Source organism: Calothrix sp. PCC 7507, from assembly GCF_000316575.1.
Lineage (GTDB): Bacteria > Cyanobacteriota > Cyanobacteriia > Cyanobacteriales > Nostocaceae > Fortiea.
The window spans coordinates 2,434,390-2,454,760 of the sequence record NC_019682.1 but is presented as its reverse complement, the minus strand read 5'-3'; the positions used below and the strand labels follow the sequence as shown (position 1 = coordinate 2,454,760).

The window sequence follows — 20,371 nt, the reverse complement described above, 5'->3', positions numbered from 1 at the left end:
CCTCTCCACCCACAATTCGATTGAGTTTCCCGCCAACTTCCAATAAATAAGGTGTGGGAGTAGGCATACCAGTCGCCTTGATTCTCCCACCCCGCCATTTGCCGCTGGAGCGTTCAAGAATATGTACAAACGCTGCCTCTCATTTAGGGGGCTAATGTGTACGTTAGTGACAACGCTCATACGTAGTCAATATTCTTGATGCGGCAAATGTAAAGCTTCATTAATTATTGATTTGCCGAGATAATTAGTTGGCAAATCATTAGCAGATATAATTGTTTTGTACTGAGCGATCGCTGATTATGCAGTGTTTAACAAAATCACTATCGTTGCTTGGTAGACCCTGATAACAAAACTCTTGAAGTCGTTTATCTTCTATAATTTAACTTAGTTAATTTCGCCTGGGTTGCCATTTTGGCATTTTTCTCTATATTGTTTAACTATTCTGGCTCCTGAGTTCTGATGCAGCAAAAGGCATTCATTATAATTTGTTATTTGTTAGTCATGTGTCATGGGTTTAGTTCCAAGGCTGCAGTTTTGAGTTCTGAGGTGGAAGTCCCCAGTCCCCACTCCCATTGCATATTTAAGCATGAAGAAAATAATTTAGCTCTGCAGCTAGCCATTCTTTAAACATTTTATGTAAAATTTCTTGATGCCTTTCAGGTGTTAATTCAGCAGGAATAAACTCTTCTATCATGAGAATATAACTTGCTTTATCTATCATCATTGGGCCGAGAACATCTCCTGGTTTGGAGCTAAAGACGACTGCCGCTATATCTGGGTTTAAACTCCAGCGGTAAAACTTGCCCTCATAACCACAGTTAATGCGACGTTTTTCATCAATATCATAAAGGTGAGCAGCCTCATAAAAGCTGAGTTCTCCTTCTTCAATTTGATAGCATATCTCTTGAGCTAATTGTATATTTGTGACAACTATTTGATATAGTGAGATTTGGTCGTAGTCAAGCTGATTTTCTAGAAAATATTTTTCGACATCTTTAGTAAATAAAGCCTCTGATAATTTTTTACTCTCCAAACTATCTCTAATTCCTGCTTCCCAATCATCTGAAATAATCAACTGATCTGTGAGCCATGCTAGAGTATCGCTGGCTTTGACTAAACGATGCTCATAACGTAGTCTATCGGCTTCAGTTTGAATTTCTTCTGGTGTGAGTGTTATGCCTTTTTCTAGAACAGCTTTTTCTATAATTTTTTGATATAAAATATTGTTGCATATTTCTTTAATCTGCATAGTCTTTTTGAGATAAGCGATAATCTCATCTGGATAAATAACATGTCCTTTTAATTCAATCATTTTATCTTTATTGCTGTTTATGAGACTTATGACAAAAGTTAATTTTTTTCGAGACTAAACCACATTAAATCGCCAAGCCTGTAAGGGCAGGGTTTCCCCGCCCTTGACTATATTGCATCCAAATTAATTATTTGTGTGGTCTATAAGAATCTAATACATAGACTTGTGTGGTCTTATTTTCCAAGTGATATGGTCTATTTCCTCCTTGAAGACGGGCTTGTTTTTTATCAGATGTTTCTAAATAATCCAGGTCATTGATTTTGCTTAAAACCTGTGATGAAGTTCGGTTGTTAGCGCTATTCACAGAGGAGGGAATACTTGCTTGTGTATTTCTGTTAGCGGATAAAGATGTGTTTTGCATTTGGCTATTTTCCTTCATTAAACGACTATAAGTTCGTTGGGGAATAAAGTGGAGTGGATTGTAACCAACAAAACGTAAAATCAGTACACAAGCCCAGGAATATCTGCCATCAGCAACAGCTTCAACAATCTGATTTAATTGTTCTGGACTGATAGCTTTATGGAAGTTTTTTTGAGAAGAAGACATCTGGTAGTTCATAAGCAACCCTGATTTAACTTGCCTAACTAAAGGTTTATAAGTTGATCCCGCCTTCTCGCAGTTGCCTAATGGGGTCGAGTATGATATCTGCAATGCGACGGCGACGAATGATAATTTCGGCAGTTGCTGTTTGACCGGCTTGATATCTGATGATTTGATGATTTGACTTGACATAGTTACGATCTAGGGCAATTCCTACCCGATAAACCGTCCCAAGTCGCTCATCGGGTTTACTGTCAGGGGAAATAGAGATAACTTTGCCTGCAACAATACCGTAATTTTGATAAGGGTAAGCATCAAATTTGATTTGCGCTTTGTGGCCGACTTTGACAAAGCCTGCTTCTTGGGTGGGTAAAACAGCTTCTAGAATCAGCGGTGCAGTGTTGGGAGCTAATTCGGCGATCGCTTGTCCTGGTTGCACTACTTCCCCACGATTACGGACGTTAAGCGACAATAGCATCCCATCGACGGGGGCAGTGAGGGAAAGTTGCATTAACTGAGTTTTCGCCTGCTGTATCAGTTTTTCAGTCTGCTGGACTTTGGCTTGCAACTGAGTTTTTTCTACTTGCAGTTTCTGAATTGTCTGTTCAGCTTGTAACTGCACCGTCTTACCTGTAGCTTGTTTTTGGGCTAACTCTGCCTGCATTTGTTGTGATTCTGCCAAAACTTGTTGTAAGTCGGCTTGCGATCGCTGGGAATCTGCTATGACTTGTTGGATGTCACCAGTTTGTTGAGTGATGCTACGTTGACGATCGCCAAAATTTTGTTGTGCTTGAAACAGTTGGTCTTGGGACAGCGCGCCTTGTCGCACCAGAGATTTTAACCGTTGCAAGCGCTCCTTTTGAGCAGCTGCGTCTGTATACAATTGTTGTAGTAGCTTTTGGCTAGTATGGGCCCTTTCTTTACCTTGAGCGATCGCCTCTTTTTGGCTTTGAATCTTTGCACCAACTTGGGCGATCGTCGCTACTTGTCCCTGCACCTCTGCATTGGCGATCGTCACACGCATTTTCGCTTCCAAGCGGGTTTTGTCAATCAAGGCTTGTGTTTGGATCAATTGAGTTTGGTAAGCTATGCGTTCTTGGGCCAATCGCTCCACTTCATTGAACGCTATTTCTTTATCCAATTGTGCTATTAGCTGTCCAGCTTTAACTGCCTGACCTTCCTTAACATTAATCCGCGCAATTTTACCCAAGACAACAGGATGAATTTTATACGATTCTCCTTGAGGAACCAATCGCCCTGTAGCTTTACCCACCTCATTCATAGATCCCAACATTGACCAAGTTACAACAGCTATACCAAAGATGATTCCGCCTATAACTACTTGATAGGGAAGTGATGACGGTGGATAGTCCAGCACTGTTTGTAACGATGTAGACCAGTTACCTGTTTGGGTAGCAGCAGGTAGACTCGCTTGGTGAACATCAACAGCCTCCTCTTTAGGAGTTACATTTACAGATTTTACGGAAGTATCTGTACCTCCATAAAAAGTCTTCATATTGAGTTCCTTTTGCTAGCTCGTAACTAATGTATGGCGCAGTATCAGTTATCAGTTATCAGTGAACAGTTATCAGTGTTTTGAGTTGATAACTGTTCACTGATGGCAATAGGTTATGAAAAATGTCTGGGTATTTGGATAATGCGTTGCGAATGTATATATACAGAATACTTCTTATTTACTAGTAGTTTAGCCAAGTTGGCATTTTTTTGATTATAGGTTTATAGAAGTTTAAATTTTCACTTGAGAATCGAAATTTTGGACTTTAGACTGTTGACTTTTGCGAAAAGAATATGTCATTTGTGTAATTCCTAATAGAGTAAAGATTCTCACAAAAATGTGATTTTAAATCAGGAAGAACTGCTAGAGCATTTCCTGCTCTAGTGAGGTCAACCCTACTCGATGCCTTGGGGAGGGTGCGCGACAGCGCGGGTGGGGCGTATTAACTATTAACTGTTAAACATCAATTTGCTGCTGTGCGAGATGATAATAAAGACCTCGGAGTGCAATGAGATTCTCGTGAGTGCCATGCTCAACAATGATCCCACGATCAATCACCAGAATGGTGTCAGCATTTCGCACAGTTGAGAGGCGGTGAGCAATGATAAATGTGGTACGATCGCGACTGATCCGCTGTAAATTCTGCTGAAAACGCCGCTCTGATTCCGTATCGAGAGAACTGGTGGCTTCATCGAGGATGATGATTCGGGGGTTACTTAAAATAGCACGAGCGATCGCAATTCTTTGTCGCTGTCCCCCTGATAGAGTCGAACCCCTTTCACCCACTTTTGTGTTGTATCCTAGCGGCAAACTTTGGATAAAAGCATGTGCTTCTGCCAACTTCCCAACTTCAATTACCTCCTCTAAACTGTATTCTGGGCGATAAAGAGTGATATTTTCTAAAATCGTGCCAGAAAACAGAAAACACTCTTGGGGCACTACCCCTAATTGACGACGTAAAGACTGCGGGGAAACATGGCGAATATCATGCCCATCTACCAAAATTCTGCCCTTGGTAGGGTGATATAAACCTTGTAGTAGACTGACTAAAGTACTCTTGCCAGAACCACTACGACCGACAATAGCGATCGTTTGACCAGGATGAGTTACAAAAGAAATATTTTGCAGGATATTCCGCTCATCATCTGGATTGTAGCGAAAAGTGACATTTTCAAACTCCACCTCGCCCCGCAACTTGGGCAGAACTAGCATTGATTGTTCGGGAGTTTCTTCTGGTTGAGCATTAAAGATGTCATCCAGGCGTTCCACAGAAACCATCACTTCTTGCAATTCATCCCAAAGACCAACCAGCGATAAAACTGGGCCGATAACGTTACCAATGAGCATATTGAATGCCACCAATTGACCAATACTCAGCTGGTTTTGAATCACCAATGTCGATGAATACCACAACAATGCTGTACTACCCAAAGTATTAATTAACCCACTAATTCCCTGTAAGCCAAGTGCCAATTTCTGACCCCGAAATTGAGCGTTAACTGTACTTGTCAAATGGTCTTCCCACAGCCAGCGCAACTCTTTTTCTGCTGCTGCAGCCTTAACGGTAGCAATTCCGGTGAGCATCTCCACTAAAGAGGAGTTTTGTTTGGCAGCTTCATTAAAGATTTCCCGCGAAACTTGGCGTAAAATCGGGCTAGCAAACACAGTTAACAGGATAATCGGTGGTAGTAATGCCAAGACTAATAAGCTTAACTGCCAGTTGTAATAGAACATTAGCCCGACATAGACAATTGCCATCAGAGCATCTAACCAAGCACCCACGGCTTGACGGGTGAGAAACAACTGGATTTTCTGATTTTCTTGCACGCGGGTGATGATGTCACCGACATGGCGCGTAGCAAAAAACTCTAGGGGTAAATTCAACGCATGGGTGATAAAGCCACTAATCAGAGTCAAGTCTACACGGTTAGAAAAATAGTCCAGCATGTATTGACGAATGCTGACCAAGCCGATGCGCCAAAGGCTAAATAACAGCGAACCGATGACAAACACATGTAAGGTGCTTAAGCTTTTTTGTACCACCACCTGGTCAAGAATAATCTGCGTAAACAGCGGAGTCACCAAACCAAAAACTTGCAGCACTAAAGAGGCGGCGATGATTGGCACTAACATTGAGCGATAGGGCAAAAATGCGCCCCAAAATCGCCCTAGAGAAGGTTTGGAAGCAGGTACTTTCTCTAATAAAGGTGTTGGTGTTAGTAGTAGTGCATATCCAGTCCAGCTGTCTTGAAACTCCTGATGGCTAAGTTTGCGTCGTCCAACAGCCGGGTCGGAAACTATTACTTGATTGCTCTTGACTCGGTAGACAACTACATAATGATCCCCCTGCCAATGTGCAAGCCAAGGATGTTTTTCATCGACTAAACGGTTAAAACTTGCCCGCACTGGTCTAGCTTGGAATCCTAAACTTTCTGCGGCTGTAGCTAGGCTTTTCAGAGAGGCTCCAGCACGACCGACCCCCGATAAATTCCGCAGCATATTTATGCTAAATTTTTTACCCCAGTACTGGGAGATCATGGCCAAGCAAGCTGCACCACAATCAGAAGTACTTTGTTGTTGAATGAAAGGATAGCGTTGGCCGAATAAAGCACGACGGCGTTTGCTGGGTTGGGGAAAGGCTATTGGTTGAGATTCAGTTGGCGGTAATTGTGGCTGTTCTGAATTAAGCGATGGTTGCGGCTGAGTATAAACTATCGTTGAGGCGACGGGGCGATGGTTGCGGCTACCCTCTGTCGCCTCCTCGGAGTCTACTAACACTGGGATAATGGCTTGAGCAGTTTCCCAATATTCTCTAGATAGCTTGTAAACTGATAAATCTGTTTCGGCAATCCAATCAATTGGTATCTGCTGAGGATATCCCCAGCGATCGCCTATACTAGGTGGCGGCGATGAGTTTTCTCGACTGAGAATTTGACCATTGCGTAGCCAAAAGCAGCCACTTTTGGCAGGAGTTGATTGAGAAATTACCGCACCAGCAGGTATTTGTATTTCTACTAAATAAGGTAAAAGTTTTTTGAGAGTGTGGCTGGAGAGTAATCTCTGACGTGCAACTACTTCCTTGGTTCGCTGGGTTTCTTTAGGTTTGTGCAAATCTACAGCCGTTTTGAAGAACAGCAGAGTTTGCCGAGAAACTACAACTTGGTGCAAATAGTCTACAAGTTGAGTCAGTTGATCCAACCACGAATAGAGCTTGCTTATGGATATAAAGGCGATTATACCCGTGCTAGCGGCGATCGCTCGATAAGCTAATGGGCGATCGTCAAATAGCTCATCTGCACCATAGGTTTCCCCCGCTTCCAGCAGCACTGCTGCAACTTCCCGTTGTGCAGCCATATCAAAACCCACCAATCGCACTTGCCCTTGACAAACTATGTAAAAACCCTGGTAGTTTTGTTCAGGATGAACAGATTTGTCTGCTGTAGTCAATATATTGTGGCTACTGAGTTGATCTCCCAAATGAAACTCTCTCACTTCAAAAGCTTGGCTAAATTTCAGCACCAAGTCATTGTTTCCAGGGAATAACTTGAAGAGAATATCATTCAGAAGTCCATGACCGTTGTCTAACGCTTCCGAAGAAACGTTACCCTCAACGCCTAACATTTGTTTCATAAGCTTTCCCAAACGTTATCCGGCCTGCTACTCCTGAAAAAACCTAATTTTCAGTCGTCGTTAGCAAACAAACTCTGGCTCGTTGCTAGTGGTCTATCCCATAAGTTCTGATTGGTTTGTCATCAAAACCCCTTAGAGACGGCGATTTATCGCGTCTCTCTAACCATCGAAATTAATTGGACAGAACACTAGTGGTTTGTCAATTTTGTTTTGAGGGGTTTTTGGTAGTGCGGGCCGAAAAGCCCGCGTGAGCGAGACGCTCACACTACAGTCCCTCATTTCAACCCTGACAGACTACTAGTTAGATGGCTGTGGTCTTAGTAATTGATGATTTTCACGGTTATTACCCATTCTCTATTCCTCAGTGACTAGGATTCTTGTTTCCAAGATTTCACTAGATATCAGAGACTTTCACCAACCAAAGTCAAGTGATGTATTTGGTGAATGCCAGTTCTTTATTTACCCCGAATTCCTGAGTGCTAATTGAAAACCGCTGATTATTACGTTGCGATCTCTGTGCAAAAATGAGTCATATCGAACGAATCAGGTCTGAAATCTCTCTGATGTTGTTATTTAGCTTTTCGATATACGCACAAAAAGAATACTACGCACTTATAGATTACATTGTCAAGAGAAAAAAACTCAATAATCAGTAGATTGATGTGATCCCCTGATCTTCTTTATAATATTCTTACATTACTTGCCAATAAATAAAATTTAGGTAAAGTTAGCAGTCAGTCCTGTCCAAGAAACCCTATATACTCCCCCTTAATTAAAAACACCTGGGTTTCTCATCCCCAAGCTAGAAGCGGAGGGCGTTGACACTTCTCTACTATTGAAGGGGAAATGTGCCTCTAAACACCAATGAAAACCGGAGTTGTTGAGGAGAGAAAGTTGAGGCCATGACCTAACTAGAGTTCTGGAATTCATCATGCATGAACTGGTTAAAGCTGTCTTCAACAGCGATGAGAAAACGACTCTGGGGCAGTTAATCTGTGCCCTGCGTGCTGCTGGTAAGCGTTATTTCCTGAGAACAGAGATTTTGCAAGCCTTTGCAGACTATTGTCAGCGATCGCAAAAACCTCAACACTTTTATTACTCTTCCGCTGTGGGTAAACTGATTCACTGCACCCATGAGATGATTCTGGAAGAGGAAAGTATTTGGTTGGTGATCCGTCCTCGGATTGCGAGTCAAGAATTTTGGCATTTGACAGCAGACTTGACTAAGTTTGATTTGATGCCACCCCAGGCATACCTGGATGTGAGCGATCGCTTAGTCAACTCCTACCAACCCAATATTCTCGAAATCGACCTCAGCGCCTTCTACAAGGATTCTCCATCAGTTAGCGACCCCCGCAATATTGGACAAGGTCTAGCCTTCCTCAATCGTTATTTGTGTTCTCAAGTGTTGACTGACCCGCAATATTGCTTAAATATATTATTTGATTTACTACATAAATTACACTATGATGGCGTTCCCCTACTAATAAACGATCGCATTAAATCAGGGACTCATCTAGCCCAGCAAATCAGCCAAGCCATCAGATTTCTCAGCGAACAACCTGATGATGAACCCCATAAAAACTTTAACTTTCACCTGCAACAACTAGGCTTTGAACCAGGTTGGGGAAATACAGCCTCCCGCATCTGCGAAACCTTACAACTCCTCGAAAAACTGATTGACAACCCGCAACCTGCTATCTTGGAAGCATTTGTTTCTCGCATCCCCGCCATCTTTCGCGTCGTCCTAATTTCTATCCACGGTTGGGTGGCGCAAGCAGGCGTGTTAGGAAGAGATGAAACCCTAGGTCAAGTGATCTATGTCCTAGAACAAGCCCGCAGCTTAGAAAACCAACTGCGTGAAGAAATCAAACTTGCTGGACTTGATTTATTAGGTATAAAACCCCACGTAATTATCCTCACCCGCCTCATACCTAACTGTGAAGGCACATTCTGTAATTTACCCCTGGAAAAAATCCAGGGTACAGAAAATGCCTGGATTTTGCGGGTTCCCTTCGGTGAATACAATCCCGAAGTTACTAACAATTGGATTTCTAAATTTGAGGCTTGGCCCTATTTAGAAAGATTCGCCCTAGATGCAGAAAAAGAACTACTAGCTCAATTCCAGGGAAAACCACATTTAATTGTGGGCAATTATACAGACGGTAACTTAGTGGCTTTTCTCCTCGCCCGTCGGCTCAAAGTTACTCATTGCAATATTGCCCACTCCCTAGAAAAACCAAAATACTTATTTAGTAACCTCTATTGGCAAGACTTAGAAGAGACATATAACTTCTCAGCACAATTTACTGCCGATTTAATCACCATGAATGCTGCTGACTTTATCGTCACATCATCCTATCAAGAAATTGTCGGCACACCAGACACAATGGGACAATATGAGTCGTATAAATCTTTCACCATGCCCAATTTGTATCATGTGATAGATGGGATTGATCTATTTAGTCCCAAATTTAACATGGTGCCGCCGGGAGTAAATGAAGAAATTTTCTTCTCCTATAGCCAAAAAGAAGACCGAGATCCCGACGTTCGTAAACGAATCCATGATCTACTCTTCACCAACGAAGATCCGCAAATTTTTGGTCATTTAGAAAATCCTCACAAGCGATCGCTCTTAACCGTCGCTCCCATCACCTCAATTAAAAATCTCACTGGGTTAGCTGAATGCTTTGGTCAAAGTCCAGCTTTGCAAGAGCATTGTAACTTGATTATCTTAACCAGTAAGCTACATCCATCTGAAGCCACCAACCCAGAAGAAGCAGCAGAAATCCAAAAACTCCACGACATCGTTAATAAATATCATCTGCATAGCCATATCCGCTGGGTAGGAATGCGTCTCCCCAGTAGTGACATCGGCGAAGTCTACCGAGTAGTTGCAGATTGTGGCGGAATATATGTCCACTTTGCCCACTTTGTAGCCTTTGGGCGGAGCATTTTAGAAGCAATGATTTCTGGCTTACCAACATTTGCTACTCAATTTGGCGGTGCTTTAGAAATTATCGAAGACAGAGAAGACGGTTTTTATCTGAACCCTACAGACTTTGCCGGTACAGCGAAGAAAATTTTGGATTTTCTTGATCAATGTGATACTCATCCTGAATATTGGCTGGAAGTTTCGGAGTGGATGAGCAAGCGAATTCATCACAAATATAACTGGCATTTACACACCAGTCAGTTAGTCTTACTCGCTAAAATCTCCGGCTTCTGGAATTTCGTAGTTCCAGACAATAACGAAGCTAGACTACGCTACATGGAAACCTTATTTCATCTAATTTACAAACCCAGAGCCGAAAAAATATTAGAAAAGCATATGCGTCGTTAGGGAATTGGGGATTGGGGACTGGGGACTGCACTTCGGCTACGCTCAGTGAGCAGGGACTGGGGATTGGGCATTGGGCATTGCTTAAGAGTCAAGTTCCGAGTTCAAAGGCTCAAGTTCCGAGTTCAAAGGCTCAAGTTCCGAGTTCAAAGGCTCAAGTTCCAAGTTCAAAGGCTCAAGTTCCAAGTTCAATGCCCCATGCCCAATAACAAATAACAAATGACAAATGACAAATAACAAAAATGGATATTAAAGGTAATTCTCGGCATTTTATTTTTACAGACTGGATATTAATTGAAACTCAGTTTGATCCTGAACAATTTCACTCTAAAGAAACCGTTTTTACTATTGGTAACGGTTACTTGGGAACACGGGGCAGTTTTGAGGAGGGTTATAGTCGAGGATCACCAGCAACCTTTATCCACGGTGTCTATGATGATGTGCCTGTAGTTTACACTGAGCTGGTTAACTGCCCAGATTGGTTGCCGTTGGTGGTGATTATTAATGGCGATCGCTTCCGCATGGATCAGGGAGAAATATTAAACTATCATCGCCAGCTTGATTTGTACCAAGGTCTTCTTACCCGTTCCATATGTTGGCGGAGTCCGAGTGGTAACACTATTGATATACAGTTTGAACGCTTTGCCAGTCTAGCTGATCAGCATATTTTAGGGCAGCGCTTGCAGTTAAAGCCCCTCAACTTTGATGGGTTGATAGAAATTCAGGCTAGTATTAACGGCTACCCGGAAAATGTCGGCTTTAATCACTGGCAAGAATTAGAGCAAGGCAAAACTGAGTCAGGTATTTGGCTACATCGTCGCACCCGCAGTTCGCAAATTGATATCGGCATGGCTGCTAAGATGGGCATTTCGGGCGTTGATACATCATGGCAAATTAGCAGCGCTCCTGGTTATCCTACCTTCACTACGACCTTCTTGGCTAATGCAGGGCAAACAGTGATAGTAGAGAAGGTTGTCACGGTTTTTACCTCGCGAGACATTAATACACCAGTCATAGCAGCGCAAAATAAACTTGCTCTGCTGCCAGATTACGATACACTCTTCGACGCTCACGAACAGGCATGGAATCAGGTTTGGAAAAGCAACGATATTTTAATTGAAGGCGATCGCACAGCCGCTTTTGCTGTCCGTTACAATCTCTTTCAACTGCTCATTGCTGCACCAAAATACGATGACAAGGTGAGTATTCCCGCTAAAACCCTTTCCGGATTTGGCTATCACGGACATATATTTTGGGATACAGAAATTTTTATATTGCCATTTTTTATTTATACTCAACCAGCTATAGCCCGCAATTTGATCAGTTACCGTTACCACACATTGAATGGGGCGCGACGCAAGGCCACACATTACGGTTATAAAGGCGCGATGTATGCTTGGGAAAGTGCTGTAACTGGTGATGAAGTAACACCCCGCTGGTCGCTACCTAGTGATTTTTACGGTGAAGACGTGCGGATTTGGTGCCGCGATCGCGAAATTCACATCAGTGCAGATATTGCCTACGGTGTTTGGTACTATTGGCAAGCAACAGGTGATGATGAGTGGATGCGGGATTGTGGCGCTGAGATGATCCTCGATACTGCTATCTTTTGGGGTAGTCGAGTGGAATTTAATCCCCAGTTTGAACGGTATGAAATTCGCGGAGTCATCGGTGCAGATGAATACCATGAGTTTGTTCACAACAACACCTTCACTAACCGCCTAGTGCAATGGCATTTAGAAAAAGCACTCCTAGTCTATGATTGGCTCAGTCATAATTTCCCAGAGCAAGCGACTCAATTAGAGCAGAAACTGCACCTGACAAGCAAACAGAGAATGCGCTGGCAAGATATTATCAGCAATATATGGATTTCTAGCGAGCGCACAACAGGATTAATCGAGCAGTTTGAGGGGTTTTTCCAACTACAAGACATCAACCTACAGGACTACGAACCCCGCACCCGCTCGATACAAGCCATCCTCGGCATTGAAAGCACTAACAAGCACCAGGTACTCAAGCAGCCAGATGTGCTAATGCTGCTCTATCTCATGCGACAATCAGCCGATTTTCCCTACAACCAAAAATTATTACAGACCAACTGGGATTACTATGCACCCCGCACTGATATTACCTATGGTTCATCCCTAGGCCCAGCAATCCATGCCATCTTAGCCGCCGATTTAGGCAAATTAACCGAAGCTTACGAACGATTTATGCAAGCAGCAATGGTAGATATCCAAGATTTGAGAGGTAATACTAGTGATGGAATTCACGCCGCTAGTGCCGGTGGAGTTTGGCAAGCTATCGTTTTCGGATTCGGTGGTATCCAATTCACGGAAAAAGGCCCTGTAGCTAACCCCCATTTACCCCCCGGTTGGACGCGACTAAAATTTCAGCTGCAATGGCGCGGACAATTACACGAGTTTGATTTGCATGAGGAACTGGGGCAGGGGGCAGGGGGCAGGGGGCACACTTCGGCTCCGCTCAGTGTCCAGGGGGCAGGGGGAGATAAATTCCTAGTCCCCAATCCCCAATCCCCAATCCCCAGTCCCCAGTCCCTGCTCACTGAGCGTAGCCGAAGTGCAGTCCCCAATCCCCAATCCCCAATCCCCTCTAAAGCAGTAATTTTTGATTTGGATGGTGTTTTAACAGATACAGCCGAATATCACTATTTAGCTTGGCAAAGACTTGCAGATGAAGAGGGGATACCTTTTAATCGGGAGGCTAACGAAGCATTGCGGGGTGTATCTCGTCGGGGTTCGCTGATGGCGATAATTGGGGATAGGCAATATTCGGAAGCACAAATCCAGGAGATGATGGAGCGTAAAAATCGCTACTATGTAGAGTCTATCCAAAATATTACTACTAAAGATTTGTTACCGGGTGCGATCGCCCTATTGGATGAACTCCGCCAACTGGGTATTAAAACCGCTATTGGTTCCGCCAGCAAAAATGCTCATGAAGTTGTCGAACGTTTGGGAATTGCTGATAAAGTAGATGCGATCGCTGATGGTTACAGTGTGCAGCAACCCAAGCCAGCACCCGACCTATTTTTGTATGCCGCCAACCTCCTAGGAGTTCCACCAGCGCAATGTGTGGTGATAGAAGACGCGGCTACAGGTGTCGAAGCAGCTCTGTCCGCTGGTATGTGGGCGGTAGGACTCGGTCCCCCTGAACGAGTGGGAGCAGCGCATGTAGTCTTACCCAGTCTTGCAGGTATCAAATGGGCAGATATAATAGCCAAGATCAGTTAACAGTTAACAGTCAACAGTTAACAGTCATCCTTTCTGTTCCTTCTCTCTTGCTCCTTGCTTCTTTGCCTCTTTTTCGATGAAACAGCCTAGTAGTCTGTCAGGGTTGAAATGAGGGACTGTAGTGTGAGCGTCTCGCTCACGCGGGCTTTTCGGCCCGCACTACCAAAAACCCCTCAAAACAAAACTGACAAACCACTAGTATTAGCTGAAATTACTTATTTAGAAGAACAGACTTAAAAAAAAGCTAAGATTCCAAATAGCTAAGAGGAGCAATAGCGTGAATTTGGACGGCTGGTCTTTAGAAATACAGAATATGCGTCAGCGTATTGCTTTTTTGCAACATCAAAGCGAAAAGCCAGAAGCCAAAGCAGATATTAAACTCATCGCCGCAGTCTTTGAGGAAATCCACCTGGCTCTGGAAGAACTGCAAATAGCCAATGAGGACTTGCAGCGGCAGAATGAAGAGTTGTCCATAACGCAACAGGCATTCTTAAAACAACGTCAGCGCTACCAAGAATTGTTTGAGGAAGCACCAGAGGCTTATGTGGTAACTGATATGAAAGGGGTAATTCAAGAAGCTAACTTTGCTGCTACTAACCTACTCAATAACTCCAAGAGTTTCTTAATCGGGGCACCCTTAGATATTTATGTAGTGGATGAAGAAAAAATTAATTTTCATCTGCAACTGAAAAATCTACATGATAGTTCTGAAATACAAGAGTGGGAAGTGAATCTACAGCCCCTTCACAAAACACCCATAATTGTAGCGGTAAAGGTGGTTTTCATTTGCCGTCAGCCAAATCAATTGGTGGAACTGCGCTGGTTATTAAGGGATATTACCGTAGCCAAGCGGACTCAAGCAAAACTACAACTAGCAGAAGAAGCTATGAGGCGAGCGACTCTGAAAGAAAAAGAACTGAGTAAACTTAAATCTCACCTGCTCGTCACTACCTCCCACGAGTTTCGCAACCCTTTAGCTACTATCCACTCTTCGGCGGAATTATTGGAACATTATCGGCATAAATGGAGTGATGAGCGGCAAGTTATCCACTTCCACCGCATTCAAAAATCTGTCATGTATATGACTCAGTTATTGAATGATTTATTGCTCTTGAGTCAGGATGAAAACAGTAAATTGCAGTTTCACCCGGCACCGTTAAATTTAGTCGAATTTAGCCGCGAGATATTAGACGAACTACAACAGGATCAGAAAACGCAACATGCGATCGCCTTTCACTCTGAGTACCAATGTATACAAGCTAATTTTGATGCCAAATTATTGCGGCATATCTTCAACAATTTACTCTCAAATGCGTTAAAGTACTCTCCTATCGGCAGTACAATCAAGTTTTCTCTTACTTATGCCCACAACCAGGCCATCTTACAAATTCAAGACCGTGGAATTGGTATTCCCCCCAATGATATCGAACACATCTTTGAATGCTTTCATCGCGCCAGCAATGTAGACAATATTCCGGGAATGGGATTAGGGATGTCTATCGTCAAGAAAGCTGTAGACTTACATAGCGGTGAAATTGCCGTGGACAGTTTGGTTGGGATAGGAACAACTTTTACCCTCAATTTACCAACTTTGGGAGATTTGCACATTCAGCTAGCCGGATGAACCTACTTCAAAACCAATATTTTTAAGCCTAATTAATCAATCAGGTAGATTAGGACATGAACTAACAAGAAAACACTTACACCAAGGGACTTTCATGCCTATTGCCTGTAACAAGATTGCCTATTGCCTGCCACAACTTATGTTACCTTAGATCGCTTTTAGTCTAAACTCCAGTTAGAAAGAGACACAGTAGATGATAAAACTTGGTTCGTTGGTACGTTCCCGAAATAACAGCTTGGGCATAGGGAAGGTAATTGAAATATCTGATACCCAGGCAAATATTGAATATTTTTGTTCAATTGGGCAACGCTTAGAAAAAAGCTTACCCTTAAATTCGCTATCTCAGTGTAAACTCGAGCGTCAAACTCGATGCTGTATTTACCAGGAAAGCCAAGAATCCTGGATTATCGGCAGAATTTACGAGTGGGATGAGGAAGTTCGTAAGTATCAAATTGACTTACCTGATAAAAAGACGATCGCCGTCAGCGAACGGGAAGTCTACGTGCGTTGCAATTTACCTCAAGCAGATCCCATCGAAACTCTAGCCATGAGGGGACAAGAAACGCCTTATTTTCACGATAAACGCTTTGCTTTCGTCAAGTCCTTAATTTCGCAGCGCGCTGTCAGTCGGGGAATGACAGGATTAATTTCCGCCAATATTAAGCTTTATCCACATCAAGTGGAAGTTGTCCGTCGGGTACTCGAAGATCCGATTCAACGATATTTATTAGCAGATGAAGTCGGATTAGGAAAAACCATCGAAGCTGGCGCTATTCTGCGTCAATATTTATTGGATGAACCCGCTGGACGGGCGATAGTTCTAGTTCCGCAATATTTACTGCAACAATGGCAGCAGGAATTAGAAAACAAGTTTTACATCTCCCACTTTCTCAAGCGGGTAGCAGTGCTGGCGGTTGAAGATATTCACAAAATCAACCCGAAAGCGAGTATTGGCTTGCTCATTTTAGATGAAGCACACCATATCGCAGCAATGGCGACATCTTCAGACCCTGTGCAAAGGAAGAGTTTTGAGACTTACAAACAACTAGCACATAAAAGCGATCGCCTGCTTCTACTTTCGGCTACCCCAGTTCTCAACCACGAGCAAGATTTTCTCGCCATGCTGCATCTGCTCGATCCTGCAACTTATCAACTTAATGATTTAGCAGGTTTTCGTGACAGGGTGGTAAAACGCCAAGATATTGGTCGAATTCTCCTGTCGTTTAAAGAAGGTGCGAACCCCTCAGTTCTGAAAACTAATCTTCAACAACTCCGCAACCTGTTTGCTCAAGACGAGTATTTACTGAACTTGGCACAGGAGCTAGAAAATATTTTACAAGCAACATCGGGCGATACATCTAAAATTGTCAGGGCAATTCGTACCCATATCAGCGATACCTACAGACTTCACCACCGGATGCTCCGCAATCGTCGCGCTTCCGTAGAAGATGTGATTTTCGAGCGGAATATTACACTTAGAGCCGAGTATGATTTAGATGAGCGATCGCCTGATATCCATGAACTAATTGAGAAGTGGCGTCATGTAGCGCCTGATGATCAACAATATCACCAGATTGTTCTCTTGTTCTTCCGTGCTGCTGGTACCTGGCTGGGGATTTTAAAACAGGTAATTCAAGCACGTTTAAAGGGTTTATCCACCGCAGAATTAGTTGAGGAATTTGGCGCTGATAGTGTTCGCACCCTCATGGAAACTCCTAAATTTGCTGAGGAAGCAGAGATTTTGCAAAGCTTGCTGCAAATTATAGAACAACCTTCAGAAGATGGTGATCGCCTGGAATTGCTCAACACAGTCATACTTTACCAACTCTGCGAACCTTTAAAATTACAATCCCTCAAGTTCAATCTCCCTAAATTGCTGACAGAGGTGCAACAACGGTTAAAAAGACCAATACCGGGAGACAGTCTGCCCAAAATTGTTGTCTTTACCAGTTTTATGCAAACTTGCGCCGAAATTGTCCGATATTTGGGCGATCGTTTTGGTAAAGGGGCGATCGCCAGTCATCAAGTTAAACAAACTCGCGCTCAAGTAGAAGAGAACTTAAATCGGTTTAAAAAAGACCCCAATTGCTTTATTCTAGTTTGCGACTCCTCCGGCGAAGAAGGTCGTAACTTACAATTTACCGACTGCATGATATATTTTGACCTACCTTGGTCGCCAAATCGCCTAGAACAAAGAATTGGTAGAATAGACCGGATTGGTCGTCCATTGAAAGTTGAGTTGACAGTATTTGCTGGCGTAGATTTACCCGATAGTCTCCATGACGCATGGTATCGGCTATTAAAAGAAGGGTTTAATATCTTTGGGCAATCAATTGCCAGTCTCCAGTTTTATGTTGACGAAAAATTACCAGCCTTGGCAGAAATAATATTTAAATCAGGGGCAAATGGATTATTAGGCAACATAGAAGTAATTCAAACAGAAATTGAGCAAGAACAAGTAAAAATTAGCGAACAAAACGCCCTAGATGAAATAGATGCTTTGGATGAAAGCGCTACCCAATATTTTCAATCTCTAGATGATTATGATGCTCGTCATCAAGAAATCCAGCAAGTAACTGAAGATTGGGTTTGTAATGCGTTGAGATTTCAGCCAATCAATAATCCTAATGTATCAGCGCTAAAGCGTTATAAGCCCACCGAAAACACATTAGTTCCAGCAGATAATTTAAGCACCAATTTTGCCGGTATCTTGGAAGAATTTGGGACTTTTAACCGGAGAGTAGCAAATCAACAACCTGGTGCAAAACTCCACCGCATTGGCGAAAACCTTGTAGAAGCACTCTCATCTTATATTCATTGGGATGACCGGGGTAAAACTTTCGCCATGTGGCGAGTTGACGAAAATTGGGACTCTGGAGAAGGTAAAGAGTGGTATGGTTTCCGATTTAATTACATTGTCGAAACAAATTTAACAAATTATATCGGCAACACTACAAAAGATAAAACTTTGCAAAGACGGGCAGATAGTTTATTTCCGCCAATTGTAGAAAGTGTATTTATTGATGCCCGATCTGAATCAATGTCTGCTGTAGAAGATGAAACACTCTTAAATATCCTGCAACGTCCTTATAAGAGCAAAGGTGGTAAATACCGAGATTACAACTTAGCCAAAAGTCGTTTATCTATTCTTGATAACTTTGTTGAGTCTAGCAAGTGGCAAGAATTTTGCTATCAGGCGCGTCGCACGTCTTTAGATTTACTCAATCAGCATCCCGACTTTAGTGCATTATGTAAGAATAGCGCTACCCATGCTGAACAAAAATTAGGTAAGAGACTAGACCAATTGCGTCTGCGTTTAACCCGACATACCAACCAAGAGCGAATTTCTGATCCAGCACTAGAGCAAGAACTCAATAACGAAACAGCATTAAGCCAAGTAATTATCGCAGGAATTCGTCAGCCCGCCATTCGCCTAGATTCTGTTGGTTTTATTATCGTTTCTGGGCGTCCTCCAATTCAATCTGAGGATGATGATTAATGAGTTAATCAGGTTGAGTCAGGCTCGGAAATTTCTTAATCCCGATTGTACGTAGGGGCAAACGGTTGTTTGCCAAGCAGAAGAGGGATATCCCGCTTCCCATTCAAATGAAGTACAAAAATATATCACGCTGTGTAGGGGCATGGCAGTGCCATGCCCTTACCGATGTACCTCACGCTTGTCGAGAAATGCTACGATTTTGTAGCGTTATGCACCATTTTTTGACTGTGACACATACGTAAGTCCTAAGTCCATCAAAATTAATCGAACAGACCAATAGTTAAAAATTATTAACTATAAATGTATAAAAATACACTCCTGTAGAATGACCTTGGTTGACCTAACCAAATATACATCTTAGGAGAGATGACAAATGCTAAGAATTTGTGCTACCTTTTTTTGCACAGTTTTTCTGACCTTTAATTTACTCATCGGTAACGCTTGGGCAACTGGTGACTTTTCTCGGACATGTCAAGGTATTCGTATCGATGGCTCAACCTTAACAGCCGCTTGCCAGCGAGCTAATGGATCTACTCGGTTTACTTCTATGGACTTAAATCAACATATCGGCAATATTGACGGTACTTTGGAGTGGGGAGACAGTAGATTTTCTCTGACTTGCGATGAAGTTGGTTTAGCTGGTAGAAACAGACTACGTGCTGAGTGCAGAAGAAGAGATCAATCATCTTTAGGATCGTACATTAATCTTGACGAGCATATTGCGAATATTGACGGCACTCTCAAGTTTGAAAATTGAACAATCCATAACATATCACTTGTTTGTAGTAGGATTCTATAGCTAAAGTCCTAACACGAGCAGCAGAAAAATTGTCGGTGTGGTTACTAAACCACCCCTATATTATGACTTTTCACATTATTTTGAAATATAAAACAATAAAAACGCACATAATAAATCCATATTTGTGTTTTCAATTACTGTATGGGTTATTTTTTCAGATATAAAATGTGTGTCTCAGCAGTTCGTAACAACGGGTAAATATATTGTTCATGGTTTTGTAGCTAAAGTTTCAAAATCCATTTATCGCGGTTTTTAGATCCATGAGGTACAGTTTTAAATCGCCAAGCCCGTAGGGGCGGGGTTTCCCCGCCCTGTATTGCATTCGACTGAAAACCGCTACAATTCGCCCAGCTATTTTTTCACCTTTTGAGGTATTTTTATGACTTACAATTCCGAACAAATGCAACAGATTCTGCAAAAAGCTTTTGCCCGTCAACAACAGGGAGAAGTTTCACGGCAGCAAATTATAGAAATAGCCTCAGAATTAGGAGTTTCATCAGAATCGCTACAAGCTGCTGAACAAGAATGGTTAATCCAAGAAATAGAAGTGAAAAAGCGGCAGAAATTTCATTCCCAACGACGTGGAGAGTTTAAATCACACTTGATTGCTTTTATTGGGGTAAATGGATTTTTGATTGTGTTGAATTTGTTGACCAGCCCTGCATATTTCTGGGCAATTTTTCCCATCTTGGGTTGGGGTTTAGGTTTGTTTTTTGATGCTGTGAAGGCTTACAAAACTAACGGAGAATCATATGAACGTGATTTTCAGGAATGGCTGAAAAAACTGCCAAAATAAATTACCCAAAAATAACTAGAAAAAATTTAAGGGATGGTTTTGCAACCACCCCTATATTCC

At 42.6% G+C, this 20,371-nt stretch carries 10 protein-coding genes; 6 read left to right on the top strand and 4 right to left on the bottom strand.

From position 1 onward, the window contains the following. Window positions 1-580 precede the first annotated feature (580 nt). From CAL7507_RS10610 to CAL7507_RS10595, 4 genes are all read right to left on the bottom strand, one after another. On the bottom strand, window positions 581-1,312 hold the full coding sequence (locus CAL7507_RS10610) for a peptidylprolyl isomerase (RefSeq protein WP_015128471.1): 732 nt from the start codon (window positions 1,310-1,312) through the stop codon (window positions 581-583). A gap of 127 nt (window positions 1,313-1,439) precedes the next feature. After that, a complete protein-coding gene (locus CAL7507_RS10605; RefSeq protein WP_236556925.1) occupies window positions 1,440-1,859 on the bottom strand; it encodes a HetP family heterocyst commitment protein in 420 nt (139 codons plus the stop codon). Window positions 1,860-1,905: 46 nt separating this feature from the next. Beyond that, entirely contained in the window at window positions 1,906-3,369 is a 1,464-nt protein-coding gene (locus tag CAL7507_RS10600) for an HlyD family efflux transporter periplasmic adaptor subunit (protein ID WP_015128469.1), read from the bottom strand. Between the two features lie 456 nt (window positions 3,370-3,825). Next, the gene (locus tag CAL7507_RS10595) at window positions 3,826-6,999 is read right to left on the bottom strand and encodes a peptidase domain-containing ABC transporter (protein WP_015128468.1); all 3,174 of its coding nucleotides are present in this window, start codon (window positions 6,997-6,999) and stop codon (window positions 3,826-3,828) included. A gap of 931 nt (window positions 7,000-7,930) precedes the next feature. Between CAL7507_RS10595 and CAL7507_RS10590 the strand changes: the two genes are divergently transcribed. The 6 genes from CAL7507_RS10590 (at window position 7,931) to CAL7507_RS10565 (ending at window position 20,311) form a co-directional block, all read left to right on the top strand. After that, window positions 7,931-10,342 (top strand): sucrose synthase, encoded by a 2,412-nt coding sequence (locus CAL7507_RS10590; RefSeq protein ID WP_015128467.1) that lies wholly within the window; start codon window positions 7,931-7,933, stop codon window positions 10,340-10,342. A gap of 239 nt (window positions 10,343-10,581) precedes the next feature. Beyond that, window positions 10,582-13,593: a beta-phosphoglucomutase gene (gene pgmB, locus CAL7507_RS10585; RefSeq protein WP_015128466.1), complete on the top strand. Its 3,012-nt coding sequence runs from the start codon at window positions 10,582-10,584 to the stop codon at window positions 13,591-13,593. A 277-nt stretch (window positions 13,594-13,870) separates the two neighbouring features. Continuing rightward, window positions 13,871-15,217, top strand: a complete 1,347-nt coding sequence (locus tag CAL7507_RS10580; RefSeq protein ID WP_015128464.1) for an ATP-binding protein — start codon at window positions 13,871-13,873, stop codon at window positions 15,215-15,217. Window positions 15,218-15,410: 193 nt separating this feature from the next. Continuing rightward, the gene (gene dpdE / locus CAL7507_RS10575; RefSeq protein ID WP_015128463.1) at window positions 15,411-18,716 is read left to right on the top strand and encodes a protein DpdE; all 3,306 of its coding nucleotides are present in this window, start codon (window positions 15,411-15,413) and stop codon (window positions 18,714-18,716) included. A 373-nt stretch (window positions 18,717-19,089) separates the two neighbouring features. Further along, window positions 19,090-19,473 (top strand): CVNH domain-containing protein, encoded by a 384-nt coding sequence (locus CAL7507_RS10570; protein WP_015128462.1) that lies wholly within the window; start codon window positions 19,090-19,092, stop codon window positions 19,471-19,473. A 421-nt stretch (window positions 19,474-19,894) separates the two neighbouring features. Next, entirely contained in the window at window positions 19,895-20,311 is a 417-nt protein-coding gene (locus CAL7507_RS10565; protein WP_015128461.1) for a 2TM domain-containing protein, read from the top strand. The last annotated feature ends 60 nt before the right edge of the window (window positions 20,312-20,371 follow it).

Coding starts and splice junctions, on each gene's coding strand:
- CAL7507_RS10610 (WP_015128471.1), bottom strand. CDS start 1,312: ATGATTGAATTAAAAGGACATGTTATTTATCCAGATGAGATTATCGCT.
- CAL7507_RS10605 (WP_236556925.1), bottom strand. CDS start 1,859: ATGTCTTCTTCTCAAAAAAACTTCCATAAAGCTATCAGTCCAGAACAA.
- CAL7507_RS10600 (WP_015128469.1), bottom strand. CDS start 3,369: ATGAAGACTTTTTATGGAGGTACAGATACTTCCGTAAAATCTGTAAAT.
- CAL7507_RS10595 (WP_015128468.1), bottom strand. CDS start 6,999: ATGAAACAAATGTTAGGCGTTGAGGGTAACGTTTCTTCGGAAGCGTTA.
- CAL7507_RS10590 (WP_015128467.1), top strand. CDS start 7,931: ATGCATGAACTGGTTAAAGCTGTCTTCAACAGCGATGAGAAAACGACT.
- pgmB (WP_015128466.1), top strand. CDS start 10,582: ATGGATATTAAAGGTAATTCTCGGCATTTTATTTTTACAGACTGGATA.
- dpdE (WP_015128463.1), top strand. CDS start 15,411: ATGATAAAACTTGGTTCGTTGGTACGTTCCCGAAATAACAGCTTGGGC.
- CAL7507_RS10570 (WP_015128462.1), top strand. CDS start 19,090: ATGCTAAGAATTTGTGCTACCTTTTTTTGCACAGTTTTTCTGACCTTT.
- CAL7507_RS10565 (WP_015128461.1), top strand. CDS start 19,895: ATGACTTACAATTCCGAACAAATGCAACAGATTCTGCAAAAAGCTTTT.